A 16,177-nucleotide genomic window follows, 5' to 3' on the forward strand; every position below is an offset into this window, starting at 1 on the left:
GTCCCGTGGCACCGGCCGACGGTTCAGGCGGACCGACGGTCCGATGCGGTGGACACAGATCTCCGCTTACGGTTCTTAGATGAACCAGGATGAGATCCGTGACGAGCTGGTGAGTTCTGCACAACGATGGGCTCGGACAGCTATCGACGCCTACCTCGAAGAGCCTACTGACCAGGACTTCGCAGTCCACCACATGGCTGTGGCTGTCGAGCACCTGGCCAAGGCGTGTCTGGCATCCGTCACTCTCACGTTGCTGGCTACCCCCAAGCCTTCTGTACAGGACCTGCTGGTACTGGGCGGCCAGGAGAACAAGGTGGAGACGGGGCGCGCCGGGCTGAGGACCATCGGCGGCGCGGAGGCCGTGACGAGACTCGCGCAGGTGGGCAAGGGGCAGGTGCCAGCGCAGCTCGCGGCGTTGAGGGATGCCCGCAACGGCATCACTCACATGGGGTGGGGACGGCCGTCTGACGAGTGCAGGGACCTGCTGGCAGCTGGTGTGGCGTACATCGATTCCCTGCTGCCCAATCTGGCGAAGGAGCCGGATTGGTTCTGGGAGAACCATTACGGCGTGTGCAAGGACCTCGTAGAGAAGACGACGTCCGAGCTGAAATTGCGCTACGCGGCGAAGATCCGGCGGGCGCAGGCGACCTTCGCGAAGAAGACAGAGAGGATGTCCGACAGCGAGAAGACGGCCCTGGTCGCCAGTCTGTCGGCAGCGCCTCTGCCCAGCCGATGGCTTCTCCACATTCCCGCGCAGTGTCCGGCATGCGAAAGTCCTGCCTTCATCAGCGGACGGGACAAGAGCGGCGACTACGGAGACATCTGGTTCTTCCCCCGCTACTTCGGATGTCGGGTCTGCGAGCTCGCGCTGACCGGACCGGAACTCGACCTCGCGAACATGAAAGCCCAGTCGCTACGCGATGACGAAGAGTTGGACCCGGACTGGGAACCCGACCCCGACTTCATGTGACGCACCCGTCGTCCCGCTGCACGGCCAGGACTGCGGCCTTCTTCACCAGGACGACACGGCCCGGCCGGGCGGCTTGTCCGTCCGGCGGCGCGTGTGGCCCCGCCGTCGCGCGAGGAGCACCAGCGGCGCCCCGATCCCCTCGCCCGCCGCCCGGGACCTGTCCCACCCACCCACTTCTCTTCTTCTTCCTGCTGTGGGGCGTGGATTCGGGGGCGTAGAGGGGATGTCGACCTCCCGACCACGACCGAATCAGCGTGGTGCCCAGCGGGTTCGCTGGCACGTGCGGCTTCACGGTGGTGATCCCGCCGGTGGCCCGGCTGACGTCACACCGGCTTCAGCAGCCTGCTGAAGAAGTCAGCGACCAGGGGACGTGCGCTCTCTCTGTCCTCCAATTCGCTATGGCCGAAGCGGTAGACCTGGTAGCCCAGGAACTTCAGCTCACGATCCCCCGCCATAGTGGCGGCGTACTTGCTGGGACTGGGCACCTTGCCCTGGTTGTCTGTGTAGTGCTGGCTTCCGTCGACCTCAAGGACTACGCGTCTGAGGCCCGGCATGAGCAGCAGGAAGTCCATGCGGATGTGCTGCTGGGCGCGTTCACGGCGCTGGTTGATCGTCTGGTGGTCCCAGTGCAGCCATACCTCGGGCAGCAGGGCGGGCAGATCGTCGGGCTCGTGCTGGTAGATGTTGTAGTACAGCCAGTACAGGTTGTCCTGGCCGGTTGATTCCTTGGGCAAGCTGGCCCGCATGCGTTCGAATAGCGACGAGCGGGCCTGCGAGGTGTCCGTGATGCCGCGTTTTTCCTGCCACCAGTTCAGGAGGTCTCGCCAGCGGAGACCGTCGTTGCCGATGACGCGGTCGTAGACGAGGACCTGGTCGGCCCGCTCGACCTGTTCGATGACCTCTAGGTCGCCGTCCAACACGCTGCTGACCCTGATGTCGGGTTTGGTGAGGGTGGCGAAAATGACCTGCCGCGGTCGGCGCGAGGGTGGCTCACCGGCTCTGATCAGTTCGAAGAACGGATAGCCGTCCTCTTCACCGGCTTCTTGCAGTCGAGCGCCGACGCGCTGCAGGTGCACGTTGGCTACCTCGACAAACTGCCGTTGCGCAGGCTCGTCAGGGATTGTTGAGGGTGCTGCCAGCGCCTCCAGGAAGCGGGCGAAGCGCGGATGCGGTGCCTGGAAGCAACCCAGCTGCTCGAAGAGGGACACGGCGTCCCAGTCATCGTTGTTGATCACATACTGGTTGATCTGTGCGCGAAGGGTCTTGGCACCACCGTTCCAAGCGGCCATCGGATCGTTGTCCAAGACCCACAGAGAGTCGAGCATCGTGAGAAACCGATCCGCGTGACGGACGTAGTGCTCGAGGGACAATGAGGCTGCGAGCTCACGTCTGGTCCTGCCGGGAACCTCTACACAGTCACTGCCCTGCCACAGCGCGTCCTGCAGGGCATTGCGCTGATCCGCGGTGACGGGCTGGCTAGCCAGAACCGCACGCGCAATCACCGGCAGCTCTTCATCACGGCATGTGTCCAGGCTGGCAGCCAGGCGCTCGTGCTTGGAGATCTCGCGATGGGTGTGAGGGTCCACCTTGGGCGGAGGCGCGGGCATGCTGAGGCTCGCGCACAGGCCGGGAATGTCCTTGTGCCCGAAGACCTGATAGCGAGCGACGACCGTCTCGTCGATCAGTGCCCGAAGACTCGCCACGTCCATCTACTCTCCCATTCCACGATGATGGGCCGTCCCAACGCCAGCCGAGGGGCGTTGGCGTTGCGGAACGGGCTGTCCGGCACGGCTGGATCCCGGGACCGGTCAGGTCTCGAAAAGCACCGCGGTTCAGTGCCGACGGGTATGGCGCCCTCCCGGTCGCCCCAAGTCACGTCCAAGACGGCGGGACAACCCGTGCGTTGATCTCGGTGATGCGGAGTGCCACGGTGATGACGAACTGGCGGCAGAAGTCGAATTCTTCCTGGCTGGGGGCGTATCCGGGCTCTGCAGAGAAGCTTGGTGTCGTCGAATTGATGTAGCGGACCACCTCCGGGGTGAGTCGGGTGAAGCGCTGGTACTGGTGGAAGTCCACGCCCAACGCCAGAAGGCGCATGCCTTCCTGCAGAGCCCGGGTGACCTCGCGCGTCCTCGTGTACTCCCTGGCGAGCGATTCCGCGCCTCGCGCAGGCACACCTCTCCGCGAGGCATGATCCGGCTGGTAGAGGGTCGCTCGGACCTGGTCTTCTCTGAGCGGATTGCTCGGCATCGGCTCGCCGAAGCTGTAAGCAGACCGTCCCCGGGGCGCGTTCCTGTCTTTGGTCTGGTCGTTCATGAGCTCTTGGAACGCCATCGCCAGGGTGCCCATGGCCTCCAGGAAGCTGCCCTCCGAGTTGAGCTGTGCGGCCGTCTTGAGGTGCGTGCGGGTCTGGTCGTGCTGGACGACTTCGGCCAGGTCGATGTCGTCGAAGGTGAAGCCGAAGACGCGGGGGGTGTTCTCCAGGAAGAAGTGAGCGGTGTCGGCTTTCACGTCCGCGATGGCGTTCGGGCCCGGGAAGCCGGCCGTGTGCTTGAACCCGTTGCGGAGGTCGTTCAGGCGCTTGATCCCGTACTGCCCCTGCAGGTCCACCCCGCCGGAAAAGTTGCTCGGGGTGCAATCCCTCGAAGAACCGTTTGATGAACGGGTCTCGGTCCTTCAGTACGGCACCCAGGTGTTCGGCGGTGACGATGAGGAACAGTTCCACGGCGTCGTGGAAGGTCAGCACCGAGGTGAAGGAAAGCGGCTCGGGAAGGAGCGACTGCTCGATGCCCTGGCGGTGCAGCAACCTGATGAAGGCGAGGTTCTTCATGTTCTGAGGTGAGACCGGCTTGCTGATGTCGGCCCTCCTTGCTGGGAGCGGGCTGGCGTTCCAGAGGGATTGTGGTCCGCAGGGCGGCCTCGGCGCCTCCGGTTTCAGCCGGCGCGGACAAGAAGCCAGCAAGCCCGCTGTTCTTCCTGGCGGCCACGACTGGGCAATTGGTCTGCCCGGCTTCGCGCGCGGCTCCGCCGTCGCGCGCGAGGAGCACCAGCGGCGCCCCGTTCCCCTCGCCCGCCGTCCGGGGCCTGTCCCACCCACCCACTTCTCTTTTCTTCCTGTTGTGGGGCTCGGCACCGGAAGGACAGCACCGGGGCGCCGACGACTTCCGTCCCCGCTCCGCCGCCGGGCTGACGGCGGCGAGGCGCGGCGGCCCCGGCCGACGCGCAACCGGCTGAGCGCGCCCCGATCCCCGGCCGCGGCCGCGCCGCCCATCCCGCCCGTCCCTTCCTCCTTCACTCCAGCCAAGGGACATGGGCAGAGCAGCCGCAACGGGGATGTCAGCAGGCCGACCACGGCAAAACCGCATGGCGACCTGCGCGGACACGGGGACGGTCCTGCGGGCCGCGTAACACCTAGCGCAACCATTGGCGCAACATCCAGCGCAACAGATAGGCGCAACCGCTGGCGCAACCTCGTGCTCCTGGTCGACCGGGGCGATGGGTCACGCGGCCCGGACGGCTCCGTGGGCGCGGGCGAGGTGGCGCAGCTCGGAGCGTGCCGCCGGCACCGAGGGGACGGTCTCCCAGTAGGGGTGCCACCACAGCCGTACGGACAGGAGCAGCAGGCGGCGGCGCAGGGCGGTGGTGTCGCGGGGGCGGGGTGCGGCGAGCGCGTTGTAGGTGGCGTTCCAGGCGGCTTGCGTCTGCACCAGGTCGTCGGGGAAGTCGGTCACGTCCATACCGGCATTAGATCGCTTGTTCGAATTCGGTGTCACTTCGGACACGCCCCATCCGTCGCCGTGGCCGGGGTCATGCCTGGCGTGGTCGGCCTCATGGTCGGGCCTGTGGTCGGGCCCGACCACGGTGGTCCGGTCCGGTGTGGAGCGGCACCCGGGCGGGTGATTTTCCTTCGCATACGCGGGCGCAGTCCTAGCGGTGCGCGTCCAACTTGCCTGCTTTTCAGGGGGTATTGACAGCTTTTCACGTGTTCTGTCATGTTCTGTCCCGCCACATCCGGCGAACGAGCGAGAGGTGATCTCATGCGACGAACCGAGTACGACGCGAGCCAGGCCGCCAAGCGCCTGAAGGTGCCCGCAGCCGCCTTCCGGTGGGCCCGGCACACCGGTCTCATCCCCGACCCGGACGCGTCGTCGTCCCGTTGGACCCGGGCCGCTGTGGAAGCTCTGGACGCCGACGCCATCCGGGCCGCGATGCCCTCACCGCCGATCTCGGGTGGTGCGGCGGCCGACCGGATCGCCGACGCGCTCGGCACCCCAAACGTGATCGGCGAGAAGGCGAACGTAACGGCGTTCGTGGTGCGGCGGTTCGTCGACCGCGGCCTGCTGGTCGACCTGAGCGCGAACCCCGATGGAACGCTGCACCACCCCAGCCAGGTCGCGGAGGTCTGCCAACGCGAGGACCTGGCGGACCTGGTCGCCGCCGACACCCCGCTCGGGCCTGAGCAGGCCGCCGCCCGGCTCGGGGTGCGCAGGGTAGAGTTCGACTGGATGGTGCGGCTCGGCTGGGTCCGCTCCCCGCAGTCGATCGAGGTCCGCTTCGGCACCAGCCGGGCCGGGGCCGTCGACGTCGCGCTCTACACCACGGCGTCCGTCGACGCGGTCGTCCCCGCACACGCGGAGGTCGACTGGGAGCAGCTGCGCGCGGTGGAGAAAGGCCGGCGCTCCCCACTCTCCGCGCTGGCCAAGCAGGCCGCCCCGGCCTGACCCGGGCCGCTGCTCGCCGACGCCGCCTCTCCCGTGTCCGGCGGGAGAGGCGTCGTCGTCGTACGGGGTCAGGCGCGGCGGCGGAAGAGAGAGCGGAGCTTGCCCGGCTCCTGGTCGTGGTCATGCTCCGGCTCTGGGGACGTGGCGGCCTCGAGGCGGGCGGCTTCCTCGCGGGCGAAGTCGTCGGCGTGGCAGGCGCCGCACACAGCCACGTCCCCGGCGCTCCAGGCCGTCCTGTGCGCGGTGATCTCCTCCCAGCGCTGGTCGGTGAACTTCCTTCCGCACCGCTTGCACACGGGGCGCTGCGCCTCCCGCTCAGCCACGCGGCGCCGCTCCTCCTCCGCGTCGGCGCGGGCCTCCTGGTCCCGGAAGAGGGCGTCGCCGTCGGGGTTGTCCAGCGCGGCCGTCAGCGTCTGCTCGCCCGTCCGTCCCAGCCGCCGCCACACTGCCGCGCTGGCACCGTGCTCCTGGAGCTGCTCCAGGGTGGTGACGACGACGGGTACCGCCTGGCTATAGTCCCGGGCCGTGATCCCCCGATGGAGGGTCTGGAACCGGCGCGGTGCCCAGTAGCGGCGGCCGGCCTCCTCCAGCACGGCGACCGTGTTGGCGACCTTCGCCTCCGTGGTGTCCGCGAACACGAACGCCACCGGCACCAGGCCCTCCCGGCCGGTCGGCGGGTAGACCCGGCGCCACAGCCGCTTCTCGTGGTCGACCAGCTGGTCGATCGCGTCCGGCCGGGAGCGGACCAGGTCCACGGTGCGCTTGTCCGCGTCCGGTGCCAGCAGTCGGCCCCACTCCCAGTACCGGCGCAGCTTGGCGACCAGGTCGTGCGCGTCCTCGGTGCGGCGGTCGATCTCCAGCAGCAACACCGGCACCCCGGCCTCCGGCGCCCGCACCACCAAGTCCGCCCGCTGCACGAAGCCGTTGCCGAGCCGGTGCCCGACCTCGGTCTGGAAGCCGAGCCGGTGGCCGATCCCGGCGCGGTGGAGTTCGGCGGCCGTCGAGGTGACCGCTGCGGCGTGGTCGTCGTAGCCGGTGCCGAGCAGTTCCCCGGTGTCCGGGTCGTACTCCTGCTTGCGCAGCGCCGAGACCCGTATGCCCTTCGGCTCCAGCAGATGCTTCGCCTCGCGGTGCCCTTTGGCGGTGAGCACCCAGACCTGTCGCTGGTCTTCCTGCACCGACTCGATCCTCACCAGGTGGTGGTCCTCCAGATCCAGGAGGTTGTCCCGCGTGAGCTTGTCGTGCCGGTTGTCCGGGCGGGTCAGCTTCCACAGCTGGTCGGCAGTCGCCCGCTGGAAAATCCCCAGTGCTTGCAGCAGTTCCCTCCGCCTGGGCTCTGTCGAGTTCTTCCGGTGAGTAGGACGCCTTGAGGCAAGAGGGTTGTCGGACCTGCGGCGCCCCCTTGTCCGCCGGGGCTGACCTGCGAGAACGCCCGGCCTTTGGCGTCGGGGCGCGGAGGGGGTGATGGAGGGGTCCATGGAGGGGGCCTCTCCGGTCCGGTCAAGGGGCTGCTCGGATTCGTCTGCGGTGCTCGCCACAGGGTGCTCCTGGAAGGTGGGCGGGCCTGTCCCGCCATTCACCCCGTACAGGTGTGGCTTTCAGCTCTCGTGTGACGCCGGTCTGGGAAAACCCCTCCGTCGTGACCGCATCGTGATCAGCCCGGAGGGGGGAGAGTTCTCCCCCGTCAACGGCCGGACTCTGTCCACAGGGCCGCGGCTAGAGCATCTGGGTCGAGGCCGCCGCGATCAGCGGGGCGGCCCGTACGTGAGGAGCCGTCATGCCCGAAACCACGCCGCTCGCCCCGATGACCCCGCACGCGGCCATCAGCGCCTTCAACTACCTCCGGGCCGTCCAGGCCGACGACGTCGACGCCGCCCGCAAGTTCGCCGGCGCCGAACCGCGGATGCCCGAGCTGCTCGTCGACGCCGCGACGCGGATCGTCGTCCCGGTCACCGCGCTGCCCGGCCCGGACGCGGGCGAGCCGTGCGCGGACACCTTCGCCCTGGAGGCCCTCGGACGCGTCTTCGTGACCTCGCTGCAGATCTGGGCACAGGCCGGGCCGGACGCCGCGGAGGGCATCGCCCGCGCGGTCATCGACTTCGCCACACAGTTCCTCACCGAAGACCACGAAGACGTCGCCGACACCCTGCGCCAACTGGAGGCCGTCGGCGTGGGCCAGGCCCTCGAAGCGCACCCCGCACCGGCCGGCTCGAACCCGGTGCGCCTGACCATCGTGTAGGGCGCACCGGGACGGCGGTGGTGCGGTGTGCTCCATCGCGATGCGCACCACCGCCGCCGGGCCGCACCGCACCGACCGCGCGGCCGGGCGCACTCCCCTATCACACACCCCCTTGTCCGCGACCTGATCGCCAGCCGAAACCGCCCGTGTCAAGGGAAAAGCCCCTCGGTAGCAGACCTGGACAAGGGGGTGCGGCAGAGCTGGACAAGGGGTCGCGCGCCCCTGGCCGCGCCTGGACAAGGGTGGTGGGCGCGCCGGTGCGGTGCGGGACACCGGGTGCAGCGCACCGGGCGCGCGCGAGAGTGCCGGGCATCGTCGGATGGCGCGGTGTCGTCCATCGCAATGCGCACCACGGTGGCGTCCATCGTCATCCAGCGCACCGGAGTGGAGTCCACTCGATGTCGTGCATCGCCACCGGATGCAGAACATCGCGGGTTCCACTCGATGGACGATGCCCGGCATCGTCACCACAGCCAGGCAGTGGAGTGCCGCACCCGGGACAGGGCACGGGCATCGCGACGCGCGGCCGCGTTGCCGATCCGGTTCTGCCGGGAGCGAGGGCGGCGCGATTGCGCGGCGGCGAGGCGACGCTTCCCGGCGTCCTGGAGTCGCCGCCGCTGCTTGCGCAGCTCCTGCTTCTTCGCTGCCTTCGACTTCGGCTTCCGGGGTCGCTTCCAGATCGGCTGCCACCCCAGAGGCTCATCGGGCTCGGGCTCCAGGTCCTCCTTGAGCGCGGCGGCCATCTTCGCGCGGGCCGCGTGGGCGCGGGCAAGGGCTTCCTCGGGGCTGGGCTGTTCTTCCGGGTTGCTCACGTGACTCCTCCTGTGGTCCGGCCCGGCGTGTGCTGGGTGCCGGGCTGCTGGGTGTGCGCGGTGGGACCGTCGCCGGGGCGGGCTGAGGTCGGGGGCTGCGGGCGGCGGCACGCTCCCGGGCGCCGTCGTGGAGCATGGCGACGGCGGCCTTGAGCGTGCGGCGGGTCTGCTCCACCGTGTCGACGTCGGTCGTCTGCTCCGGGACGCGTCCGGCCTTCCGATCCGAGTGGAACGGCCGCAGGCGCGACCTCGAGGCGGAGGACACGGCGACGGCATGCGGCCGGGTGCGAGAGCCCAGGCGCTCCGCACGGCGCGCGGCGTGGACCCGGGCGGCCAAGGCATCGGCGGCAAGGCGGGCTCGCTCGTACAGGGGCGCGGACCGGTTGCGGGTCAGCGGGCGGAGCAGGGCCTGGTCCTCGGTGTCGCGCGGGTACAGGGCGCGCAGGTCGGCGGTCATCTTCCGGCCGCGCCCGACGGGCCGGGTGTAGTCGTCGACGACCGCCTGCACGATCGTCTCGTCCAGGCCCGGCTGGTGGGGTCGGCCGCGCAGGGCGTAGGCGAGGTGGCGGCGGGCTTCGGCGAGCAGGTGGTGGCGTGCGAAGGCGCCGCGCATCACGTACACCACGGTGACGGTGTCCACGGCCGCCAGGGCCACGTCGACCACCGGCCGCACCCGCGCCCACACCGCCGCGGCCGCCGCCCGCGCCCGCTGCGCGAGCCGGTGGACGGTGCAGGCGCCGAACGCCCGGATCGCTGAGGTGCGCCATCGCGTCCGCAGCTCGGTCAGCGACAGCAGCTCCGTGCGCTTGGGCGGGCGGGTCTGGTCGGCGGCCTGGCAGGCCAGCGCGTAGCCGGCCTTCTCGCCCGGCGCGTGCCCGTGCTTCTCCTCGTACTGGTCCGTGAGGACAGCCAGCGCGTCCTCGATCTGCTGACGGCGGGTCGACTGCCAGCCGATCAGCCGCTGGTCGATCCCGGCGATTTCCATGACGGGCCGGCGGCCCGGCGTCACCTCGCGCGGCTCCCACGCCCACCCGAGCCGCGCGGACACCTCCTCCATGAACAGGAGGGTGTAGAGGGTGTCGGCCGCGACGATGTGGGCCAGCATCGAATCCGCCGACAGGTTGCCCCACTTCCCGTCGTGCGGCCGCCGGGCGCGGATCGACACCACCGCGTGATCGTGGAGCAGCGGCTTCGACTCGGCAGCCCGCGACTCGTAGTGCCGGAACACCGCGACGATCAGCCCGTCCTTCACCTGCCGACGGTGCTTGCCGCCGCTCCCCCACCGGATCTGCGCGACCGACTCCTCAAACCACGCCAGCGTCTTGTCCCGGGCGATGTCCTGGCACAGCTCCAGCACCAGCCGGGTCTCGTCATCCCCGAGCGCCCACGCGATGTGCGCCGTCGACGGCGCCCGGAACACCAAGTCCATCGCCAGCCAGGGGGTGCGCTCCTTGGCCTTCTCGGTCTCCGGCGACTTGTTGTGCTCGATGGGCCTGCCCAGCACGGTCGCCCGCCGGGCACGGGCCGGACTCTCCCCCTGCGCCAGGAGCTCACGCTCGATCCGGTCGGCGTCCGGGTGCCGGCCTTCCCCCAGGAGCAGTTCGGCCTGCCGCTCGGTCACCACGTCCCCGGCCGTCAGGCCGACCGCAGCCAGGCCCCGGCCCTTCCACACTCCGGGCGGGACACCGGCTGCGTCCTGAGCGGCACGCAGCGGCGTCCCCACCGTTCGGTGGCCGTCGCCGACCATCACCCCGCGGAAGAGATAGCACCACCCGCTCCCCGGGCGAATCTCCGATTCACTGATCACCGGCCCATAGAAACCCGGCCCTGACCTGTGGAAAAGCGCGATCCCAGGTACGTCCCGCCGGGCGGGAAGCCATCACCAAGTCTTTGCCTCAGCCGCCCGCCAGGCGGGCCCCGCCAGCCCGAGACGGTAAGCCGCCGGTGTGTGCACTCTCCCGCCTATGAAGATCACCAGGTATGGAGAGTCCTGTCCCCTCTGCCACACGCCGCTGCTCCTGGACGTGCTCCAGGTCCGCTCCGCGCAGTCCGCCTTCCCCACCGCAGAGCGCGTCACCCGACGCCGATGCCCCGGCTGCCAGACCACCCGGCCCGAGCAGTGGGCTGTGTTGATGCGGGACCGCTACGGCGACGCCTGACGATGCCGTGCGAATACTGCGCTCGCGCCGCTCGGCTCACGTTGCGGCAGGTCCTTCTACGTAGGGCAGGCCGACCGCTGCGAGCTTGGTCTGCAGGTTGATGTCACTAGTCGCGGCGTACAGCTTGGAGCCGGGGTGGGCGGACTGCAGGAGCAGCGTGGAGGCGATGAACCGGTCGTCGGGGACGTCCAGGTCCAGCCAGGTGGGGAGTCCGTCCGCGCGGGGCTCGATGTGCTCGAATACCGCGTAGACGTCACCGGCGACGCGGGCACCGTTGCGGACGTCGCCGTTGTCGCGCATCGCCTTGAGTCGTCGGTCGGCCTTCTTTGCCGCTTCCCTGCGCTCGGGGCGGCTGTGGCTGCGCTTGAGGTCGTCGATCTCACGCAGTACGACGGGCAGGAGGTGAACCATGTATCGCGGGCTGTCGACGGTGTCCTGATAGACCGTGACGTCGGGATCGTCCATCAAGGCGTTGGTGTCCACGACGACGCGCACACGCCAGTCGTCGGCCGGCAGCAGTGCCACCAGGTTGCGAAGGGCTGCGGCCGCGTCCTTGAGTCGCGTCACTGCTGCGGGGATGTTCCGGGGCGCGCGGTGCTTCACCCGCCCGTCCCGGACCAGCCAGTCCTCCAGGAGCCCGATCGCATCGTCCATGCTGCGCTGGACTGCAGGTGTGGCGTGTGGGAACAGGAGCCGGAACCTGGGTTCCCAGTCGCGTACCTGCCGCAACAGCTTCATCCTGCGGGCTTCGATGTCCGGCGTGCTCGGTTCCCAGGACCAGGGGTGTCCGATGATCACGAGGCCATCACCGCTCATCTGCCTGGCCCGGACCTGGGAGCTGTCCAGCACCGCGGCGTAGGACGTCTCGATGTCCGCCAGTTCGGACAGCAACTGGTCGACGTAGGTGGGAGGCGGGGGCTTCTTCGGCATCCCCCGATGATCCTCCACGGTGGAAATACGCGGACACCCCTTCAGGAGATCCGTCCGTTCACCCGACGCGAGCTGCATGAGATATACCGCGGGCTGCGGAGCAAGCGGCAGCGTGCCTAGTAATGTTCGGCCGCATGAGCATCCCCAACCCTCGGGGAGAGCGAGAGAAGCTAATTACAGCCCTCACTCCCCAGCTACGCAGGCATCTGAAGATCCGCGCCTTCGAGCACGGAATGGACATCCAGGACGCGACCGAGCACGCGATCAACGCCTGGTACTCGGCGGAGGGCTTGCCCGATGTCAAGACCGACGGTGCGAAGACCTGGGGCACGTTCCTCCCGGTCGGAGAGCCGGACAAGTTCAAGGCGGCCTGCTCGGAGCGCGGTGTCACCTACGTCCAGGGACTGGCACAGGCCCTCACCCTGTGGCTCGACAACCACCCCTCCCCTACAGCTCCGTTGGTGGCTCAGCCGGTGGTGCGGGTGATAGTGGCGAACCAGAAGGGCGGCGTCGGGAAGACATTCCTGTCCTCCGGGATCGCGCAGGCTCTCGCGGAGGCCGGCCATCGTGTCCTGCTGGTCGACTACGACCCGCAGGGGCATCTGACGGCGGAGCTGGGCTTCGAAGACCTCATGTACGAGGACGACGTCGAGACCCTCATGATGCACATGGATGGCAGCGCCAAGGGCGACATCCATGACCTGCTGGTGGCCTTGGACGGCGAGCGGTTCGGGGAGCGCCTTCACCTGCTGCCGGCGTCTGACGACGCGTTCCTGCGTGACGTGGCTCTGTCCAAGGTGAGCTTCAGCGAGGCCGCACTGGAGCGGGCGCTGGAGCCGCTGGAGGCGGACTACGACGTCATCATCATCGACGGACCTCCCAGCCTCGGGCTGAACATGGACACCGCCTTGTACTACGTACGACGTCGCGACGGTGAACTCGCCGACCGCTCCGGCGTCATCACGCCCGTCTGGGCGAACAAGGCGTCGCACCGAGCGTTCCGGCTCCTGAAGTCCCAGATGGACGACCTTTGCCGTAAGGGCCGCATCCAAGTCGACTACCTGGGGCTGATCATCAACGCCTACGACAGCCGCCGCGGCAAGCTCGTCAAGGAGAACAAGGACCAGTGGGAGAAGAGCAGCTCCCCTTCTGTCCTCGCCGTGATCGGTGATCTCAAAGAGGGACGTGAGGCGGCAGACGGTGAGATCCCGCTGCTGGAGTACGCACCTGATAGTGAGCACGCGCAGGTGATGCGCGATCTGGCAAAGGAGCTGGCCGTATGACGCCTCCGACGCAGCGGGTCACCCGTGGGTTCAGCATCGACGAAGACGGCTCGGACTCGAAGCCTGCACCCCGCCGGGTCCGGACTCGACAGCAGATCATGAACGGGGAGGGGAAGCGCCCGCCGGCGGCTGTGCCGCTGTCCTTGCTGGCGCACAATCCCCTCAACCCACGCGATGAGCTGACTGAGATCGAAGAGACCGCGGCCTCCCTGAAGGAGAAGGGCCAGCTTCAGCCCGTCGCGGTCGTCCGGCGAACGGCTTTCTTGACCGCCCACCCAGGCCGGGAAGAGGAGATCGGGGCCGCAGAGTACGTCGTCATCGACGGCAACAGGCGACTGGCGGCCGCGTCTGTCGCGGGGTTGGCAGAACTGCGGATCGACGTCAATGACGATCTTGCCGCCAGCGCGGAAGACATGCTGGAGAGTGCGCTGATCGCCAACGTTCACCGGGTTGATGTCCCGCCGCTGGACCAGGCGAAGGCCATCCAAGAGCTCCTCAGCAAGCATGGCAGCCAGGAGAAGGTGGCCAAGAGGCTCGGGAAGTCGGGGGCCTGGGTGTCGCAGCGCCTGGCGCTGCTCGGATTGAGTGAGGACCTACAGGAGAAGGTGGAGTCCGGCGAGCTGACCGTCAAGGACGGACGCCGCATTGGTCGGCTCCCCGCCGACCAGCAGCGGACCGAGGCCGCCGCAGCCCTTAACCGGGTTAAGGCTCCCCGGAAGCCCCGGTCCAAGGAAGCGAGTGCCCCGCCTACCGAATCCGCTGCATCTTCAATCCCCTCGCAGCAGACGGCAGCCGAGGGGACGGACACCGAAGATCTTAACCCGGTTAAGGGGGAGCAGGAGCAGACGGACGTCAGCAGGCCGGCCCTCCCCTGGAACGACCCGAAGTGGTTCAACGACCAGCTTCGCACCCACATGTCGGCCGAGCACCGCGAGGAACTCGTGCTGCTCCTCATGGCCGACAGTTGACCCTTCGGCTTAACCGGGTTAAGGGCCAGAAACGAAAGAAGGCCCGGCACCTCCGCGATCGATCTGCGGGGTGCCGGGCCTTCGGCTGTCAGGCTGCCCAGGTCGCGGGCGCACCATCGTCGGGGTTGGGAATGCTGGCGGCGGCCACCGCGGCGGCCGGGTGCCGCAGGGCGGTGACCGGCACGGCGCCGGGTTCAGTGCCGGGTGCCCAGACCATGCGCCGGGTGTCATCCCACTCGCACCCGCAGCTGTGGTCTGGATGCGGGTGCCGTAAGAAGACGCCGTAGGTGCAGACAGCGCGCGGGATGCGCGGGATGAGGACCGAGGGGTCGTCGCCGGGATAGAGGTGCAGGTTCCGCCAGCCATGGATCCGGGACATGTACACGGCGGCGGCCTCGATGGTGTCGGCCCACTTCTGGTGCCCGAGCACGAGGAACGCGACCGGGTAGAGGTGATCGTCGGTGGGGTCGTCGAGACCGGTGACGTGAAGCCCGGAGTGGGCGAGGAAGCCGTTCTCCACCGCGTCCTCGCCGGGCGTCCAGAGCTGTTCGACGGGGTGCATGGTGCCGTCGTCGCCCTCGCTGGTCTCGATCTCGTACAGGGCCGTGGTGGTCACGCGCTCACCCCTGCGATGGCATCGGTCAGGAGCGCGGCAACGTCGGCGCCGTGCGGGTCGGTGTAGCTGTCGTGGTCGCTGTCGTGGAATACGGCGTCCTTCGCGGTGACGGTGAAGCCGGGGATGACGAGTGCGGCACGGCCTTCCAGCTCGGTGTTGACGCGGTCGGCGTCGCGGGAGGCCAGCCACGTCTGGGTGTAGGGCCCGAGGCGCAGCAGCACGTAGCCGGTGCCGTCGGCGCGGCGGGCTTCGACGTGGACGCCGTAGTGGGCGGGACCCATGCCGACGTCGTCGGGGAGGGGCAGGTTCGCGGCGGCGTGTGTGAGCATCGCGTAGGCCGGCTGCCAGAGACCGAGGATCGCGGTCGTCTCGCAGCGCAGCCAGCCCCGGTCGGTGTAGCCGAGCTGGCGGCCGTGGAGGTAGGCCGCAGCGTGCGGGGTGTCGGGGTGGACCAGGGCCACGGCGATCATCTCGGTGCCGTGGTCGTCACCGGGCCGGGTGTGCGCGCGCTCGAGGAACGGGCCGACGCGCACGGCGATGTCCTGGGAGCGGCCGGGCGTCCAGGGCTCGGGGTCACGCACGGCGGCGAGCATCGCGCGGAACTGGTCGACGACGGCCCGGTCCTCGGGGGACAGCGCGCCGGGGGCGTGGGCGCAGCGGCGGAAGAAGGGGCGCTTCATCGGGCGGGCTCCTGTTCGCGGGTGGGGTGGGTCCAGGGCAGGGCGAGGCCGTCGCCTGCGGTGCGGGGCACGAGGTGGCCGTGCAGGTGGAACACGGTCTGTGTGGCATCCGGGCCGCAGGAGGTGAGGTAGTTCCACTGGCCGCCCAGCTCCTGGGCGAGTTCGGCGGCGCGCAACTGCACGGTGGCGGAGACGACGGGATCGGTCGTGAAGTCCGCGACGTGGCCGCGAGGCAAGACCAGGAGGTGACCGTCGGTGCAACCGCCGCTGCGGGGCACGATCGCGAGGGCGTCGCTCCACTCACGGACGATCGTGGCCGGGGCCCCGTCGTGAATGATCCGGCAGAACGGACAGTCGGGGCGCGGGTGCTTGCGGGGGACCGGCGGCCGGTCGATGTGGTGGTGGGTGACCTGCACCTGGGCGCCGGCCTCCCGCATCCGGTTCCCGATGGCGTCGGCGATTGCGGGTGCGCGGTGGCGTCCGTACCAACAGTTCACCAAGAGCTGGACGGGACGGCCCTGCGCGGCGGCGCGCAGGGCCGTGAGTTCGTGTACGGCGTCGTTGAGGATGCGGGCCGCGCCGGGGATGTTCAGGACGTAGTCGCGGACGCCCGCGTCCTGTCCGGTCTGGCGGGCGACGATGTCCGCGAGGGCCGGGTCGTCGGGCGGGTTCAGCAGGGCGTTGGTGAGGTTGATGGCGAGGACGGCGGCGCGGTAGCGGAGCGGCGGCGGGTCCTGCCAGCGGGCGCCGAAGGAGTCGATGAACACGTAGGGCACGAGGGCCTCCAGGCTCGAAAGTG

Annotated in this window: 17 protein-coding genes; 7 read left to right on the plus strand and 10 right to left on the minus strand. The window is 69.2% G+C overall.

Annotated elements, in window-relative coordinates:
* Positions 1 to 79 precede the first annotated feature (79 nt).
* Entirely contained in the window at positions 80 to 970 is an 891-nt protein-coding gene (locus tag AC6I72_RS38250; RefSeq protein ID WP_498006572.1) for a hypothetical protein, read from the plus strand.
* Positions 971 to 1,293: 323 nt separating this feature from the next.
* Here the strand turns inward: AC6I72_RS38250 and AC6I72_RS38255 are convergent, their stop codons facing one another.
* Together AC6I72_RS38255 and AC6I72_RS38260 are read right to left on the minus strand one after the other, a co-directional pair.
* Positions 1,294 to 2,679, minus strand: a complete 1,386-nt coding sequence (locus AC6I72_RS38255; RefSeq protein ID WP_498006574.1) for an AbiJ-related protein — start codon at positions 2,677 to 2,679, stop codon at positions 1,294 to 1,296.
* A gap of 163 nt (positions 2,680 to 2,842) precedes the next feature.
* The gene (locus AC6I72_RS38260; protein WP_498006576.1) at positions 2,843 to 3,580 is read right to left on the minus strand and encodes a hypothetical protein; all 738 of its coding nucleotides are present in this window, start codon (positions 3,578 to 3,580) and stop codon (positions 2,843 to 2,845) included.
* A gap of 22 nt (positions 3,581 to 3,602) precedes the next feature.
* Between AC6I72_RS38260 and AC6I72_RS38265 the strand changes: the two genes are divergently transcribed.
* On the plus strand, positions 3,603 to 3,812 hold the full coding sequence (locus AC6I72_RS38265) for a hypothetical protein (protein WP_498006577.1): 210 nt from the start codon (positions 3,603 to 3,605) through the stop codon (positions 3,810 to 3,812).
* A gap of 658 nt (positions 3,813 to 4,470) precedes the next feature.
* Here AC6I72_RS38265 and AC6I72_RS38270 read toward each other — a convergent pair.
* On the minus strand, positions 4,471 to 4,707 hold the full coding sequence (locus AC6I72_RS38270) for a DUF8825 domain-containing protein (protein ID WP_275884174.1): 237 nt from the start codon (positions 4,705 to 4,707) through the stop codon (positions 4,471 to 4,473).
* Between the two features lie 300 nt (positions 4,708 to 5,007).
* Here AC6I72_RS38270 and AC6I72_RS38275 point away from each other — a divergent pair, with 300 nt between their 5' ends.
* Complete coding sequence (locus tag AC6I72_RS38275) at positions 5,008 to 5,691, plus strand: hypothetical protein (protein ID WP_498006579.1); 684 nt, start codon at positions 5,008 to 5,010, stop codon at positions 5,689 to 5,691.
* Positions 5,692 to 5,759: 68 nt separating this feature from the next.
* Here AC6I72_RS38275 and AC6I72_RS38280 read toward each other — a convergent pair whose 3' ends face one another.
* The gene (locus AC6I72_RS38280) at positions 5,760 to 7,010 is read right to left on the minus strand and encodes a replication-relaxation family protein (protein ID WP_498006871.1); all 1,251 of its coding nucleotides are present in this window, start codon (positions 7,008 to 7,010) and stop codon (positions 5,760 to 5,762) included.
* Positions 7,011 to 7,468: 458 nt separating this feature from the next.
* On the opposite strand from AC6I72_RS38280, the gene AC6I72_RS38285 reads away from it, so the two are divergent.
* Positions 7,469 to 7,930 (plus strand): hypothetical protein, encoded by a 462-nt coding sequence (locus AC6I72_RS38285; RefSeq protein WP_498006580.1) that lies wholly within the window; start codon positions 7,469 to 7,471, stop codon positions 7,928 to 7,930.
* 464 nt (positions 7,931 to 8,394) lie between these two features.
* On the opposite strand, the gene AC6I72_RS38290 is transcribed toward AC6I72_RS38285, so the two are convergent.
* A complete protein-coding gene (locus tag AC6I72_RS38290) occupies positions 8,395 to 8,742 on the minus strand; it encodes a hypothetical protein (protein WP_498006582.1) in 348 nt (115 codons plus the stop codon).
* A complete protein-coding gene (mobF, locus tag AC6I72_RS38295; RefSeq protein ID WP_498006584.1) occupies positions 8,630 to 10,549 on the minus strand; it encodes a MobF family relaxase in 1,920 nt (639 codons plus the stop codon). The genes AC6I72_RS38290 and mobF overlap by 113 nt, the downstream gene beginning before the upstream one ends.
* A 157-nt stretch (positions 10,550 to 10,706) precedes the next feature.
* Between mobF and AC6I72_RS38300 the strand changes: the two genes are divergently transcribed.
* Entirely contained in the window at positions 10,707 to 10,901 is a 195-nt protein-coding gene (locus tag AC6I72_RS38300; protein WP_498006585.1) for a hypothetical protein, read from the plus strand.
* Positions 10,902 to 10,937: 36 nt separating this feature from the next.
* Here the strand turns inward: AC6I72_RS38300 and AC6I72_RS38305 are convergent, their stop codons facing one another.
* Positions 10,938 to 11,831, minus strand: coding sequence for a PIN domain-containing protein (locus AC6I72_RS38305; protein WP_498006587.1), 894 nt, complete (start codon positions 11,829 to 11,831; stop codon positions 10,938 to 10,940).
* Between the two features lie 233 nt (positions 11,832 to 12,064).
* On the opposite strand from AC6I72_RS38305, the gene AC6I72_RS38310 reads away from it, so the two are divergent.
* A complete protein-coding gene (locus AC6I72_RS38310) occupies positions 12,065 to 13,114 on the plus strand; it encodes a ParA family protein (RefSeq protein WP_498006589.1) in 1,050 nt (349 codons plus the stop codon).
* Positions 13,111 to 14,082 (plus strand): ParB/RepB/Spo0J family partition protein, encoded by a 972-nt coding sequence (locus AC6I72_RS38315; RefSeq protein ID WP_498006591.1) that lies wholly within the window; start codon positions 13,111 to 13,113, stop codon positions 14,080 to 14,082. Before AC6I72_RS38310 ends, AC6I72_RS38315 begins: the two co-directional genes overlap by 4 nt.
* An 88-nt stretch (positions 14,083 to 14,170) precedes the next feature.
* Here the strand turns inward: AC6I72_RS38315 and AC6I72_RS38320 are convergent, their stop codons facing one another.
* The 3 genes from AC6I72_RS38320 to AC6I72_RS38330 are packed head-to-tail and all read right to left on the minus strand — an operon-like array spanning position 14,171 to position 16,154.
* Positions 14,171 to 14,698 (minus strand): hypothetical protein, encoded by a 528-nt coding sequence (locus AC6I72_RS38320; protein WP_498006592.1) that lies wholly within the window; start codon positions 14,696 to 14,698, stop codon positions 14,171 to 14,173.
* Positions 14,695 to 15,378, minus strand: coding sequence for a hypothetical protein (locus AC6I72_RS38325; protein ID WP_498006594.1), 684 nt, complete (start codon positions 15,376 to 15,378; stop codon positions 14,695 to 14,697). Before AC6I72_RS38325 ends, AC6I72_RS38320 begins: the two co-directional genes overlap by 4 nt.
* Positions 15,375 to 16,154, minus strand: a complete 780-nt coding sequence (locus tag AC6I72_RS38330; RefSeq protein ID WP_498006595.1) for an HIT family protein — start codon at positions 16,152 to 16,154, stop codon at positions 15,375 to 15,377. The genes AC6I72_RS38325 and AC6I72_RS38330 overlap by 4 nt, the downstream gene beginning before the upstream one ends.
* Positions 16,155 to 16,177 lie beyond the last annotated feature (23 nt).

The sequence above is a fragment of the Streptomyces sp. Xyl84 genome (assembly GCF_059731885.1).

Bases quoted from the DNA above. Each gene is read 5' to 3' on its own strand.
- AC6I72_RS38250 (WP_498006572.1), top strand. From the start codon at position 80: ATGAACCAGGATGAGATCCGTGACGAGCTGGTGAGTTCTGCACAACGA.
- AC6I72_RS38255 (WP_498006574.1), bottom strand. From the start codon at position 2,679: ATGGACGTGGCGAGTCTTCGGGCACTGATCGACGAGACGGTCGTCGCT.
- AC6I72_RS38310 (WP_498006589.1), top strand. From the start codon at position 12,065: ATGGACATCCAGGACGCGACCGAGCACGCGATCAACGCCTGGTACTCG.
- AC6I72_RS38270 (WP_275884174.1), bottom strand. From the start codon at position 4,707: ATGGACGTGACCGACTTCCCCGACGACCTGGTGCAGACGCAAGCCGCC.
- AC6I72_RS38275 (WP_498006579.1), top strand. From the start codon at position 5,008: ATGCGACGAACCGAGTACGACGCGAGCCAGGCCGCCAAGCGCCTGAAG.
- AC6I72_RS38305 (WP_498006587.1), bottom strand. From the start codon at position 11,831: ATGCCGAAGAAGCCCCCGCCTCCCACCTACGTCGACCAGTTGCTGTCC.
- AC6I72_RS38325 (WP_498006594.1), bottom strand. From the start codon at position 15,378: ATGAAGCGCCCCTTCTTCCGCCGCTGCGCCCACGCCCCCGGCGCGCTG.
- AC6I72_RS38315 (WP_498006591.1), top strand. From the start codon at position 13,111: ATGACGCCTCCGACGCAGCGGGTCACCCGTGGGTTCAGCATCGACGAA.
- AC6I72_RS38285 (WP_498006580.1), top strand. From the start codon at position 7,469: ATGCCCGAAACCACGCCGCTCGCCCCGATGACCCCGCACGCGGCCATC.
- AC6I72_RS38300 (WP_498006585.1), top strand. From the start codon at position 10,707: ATGAAGATCACCAGGTATGGAGAGTCCTGTCCCCTCTGCCACACGCCG.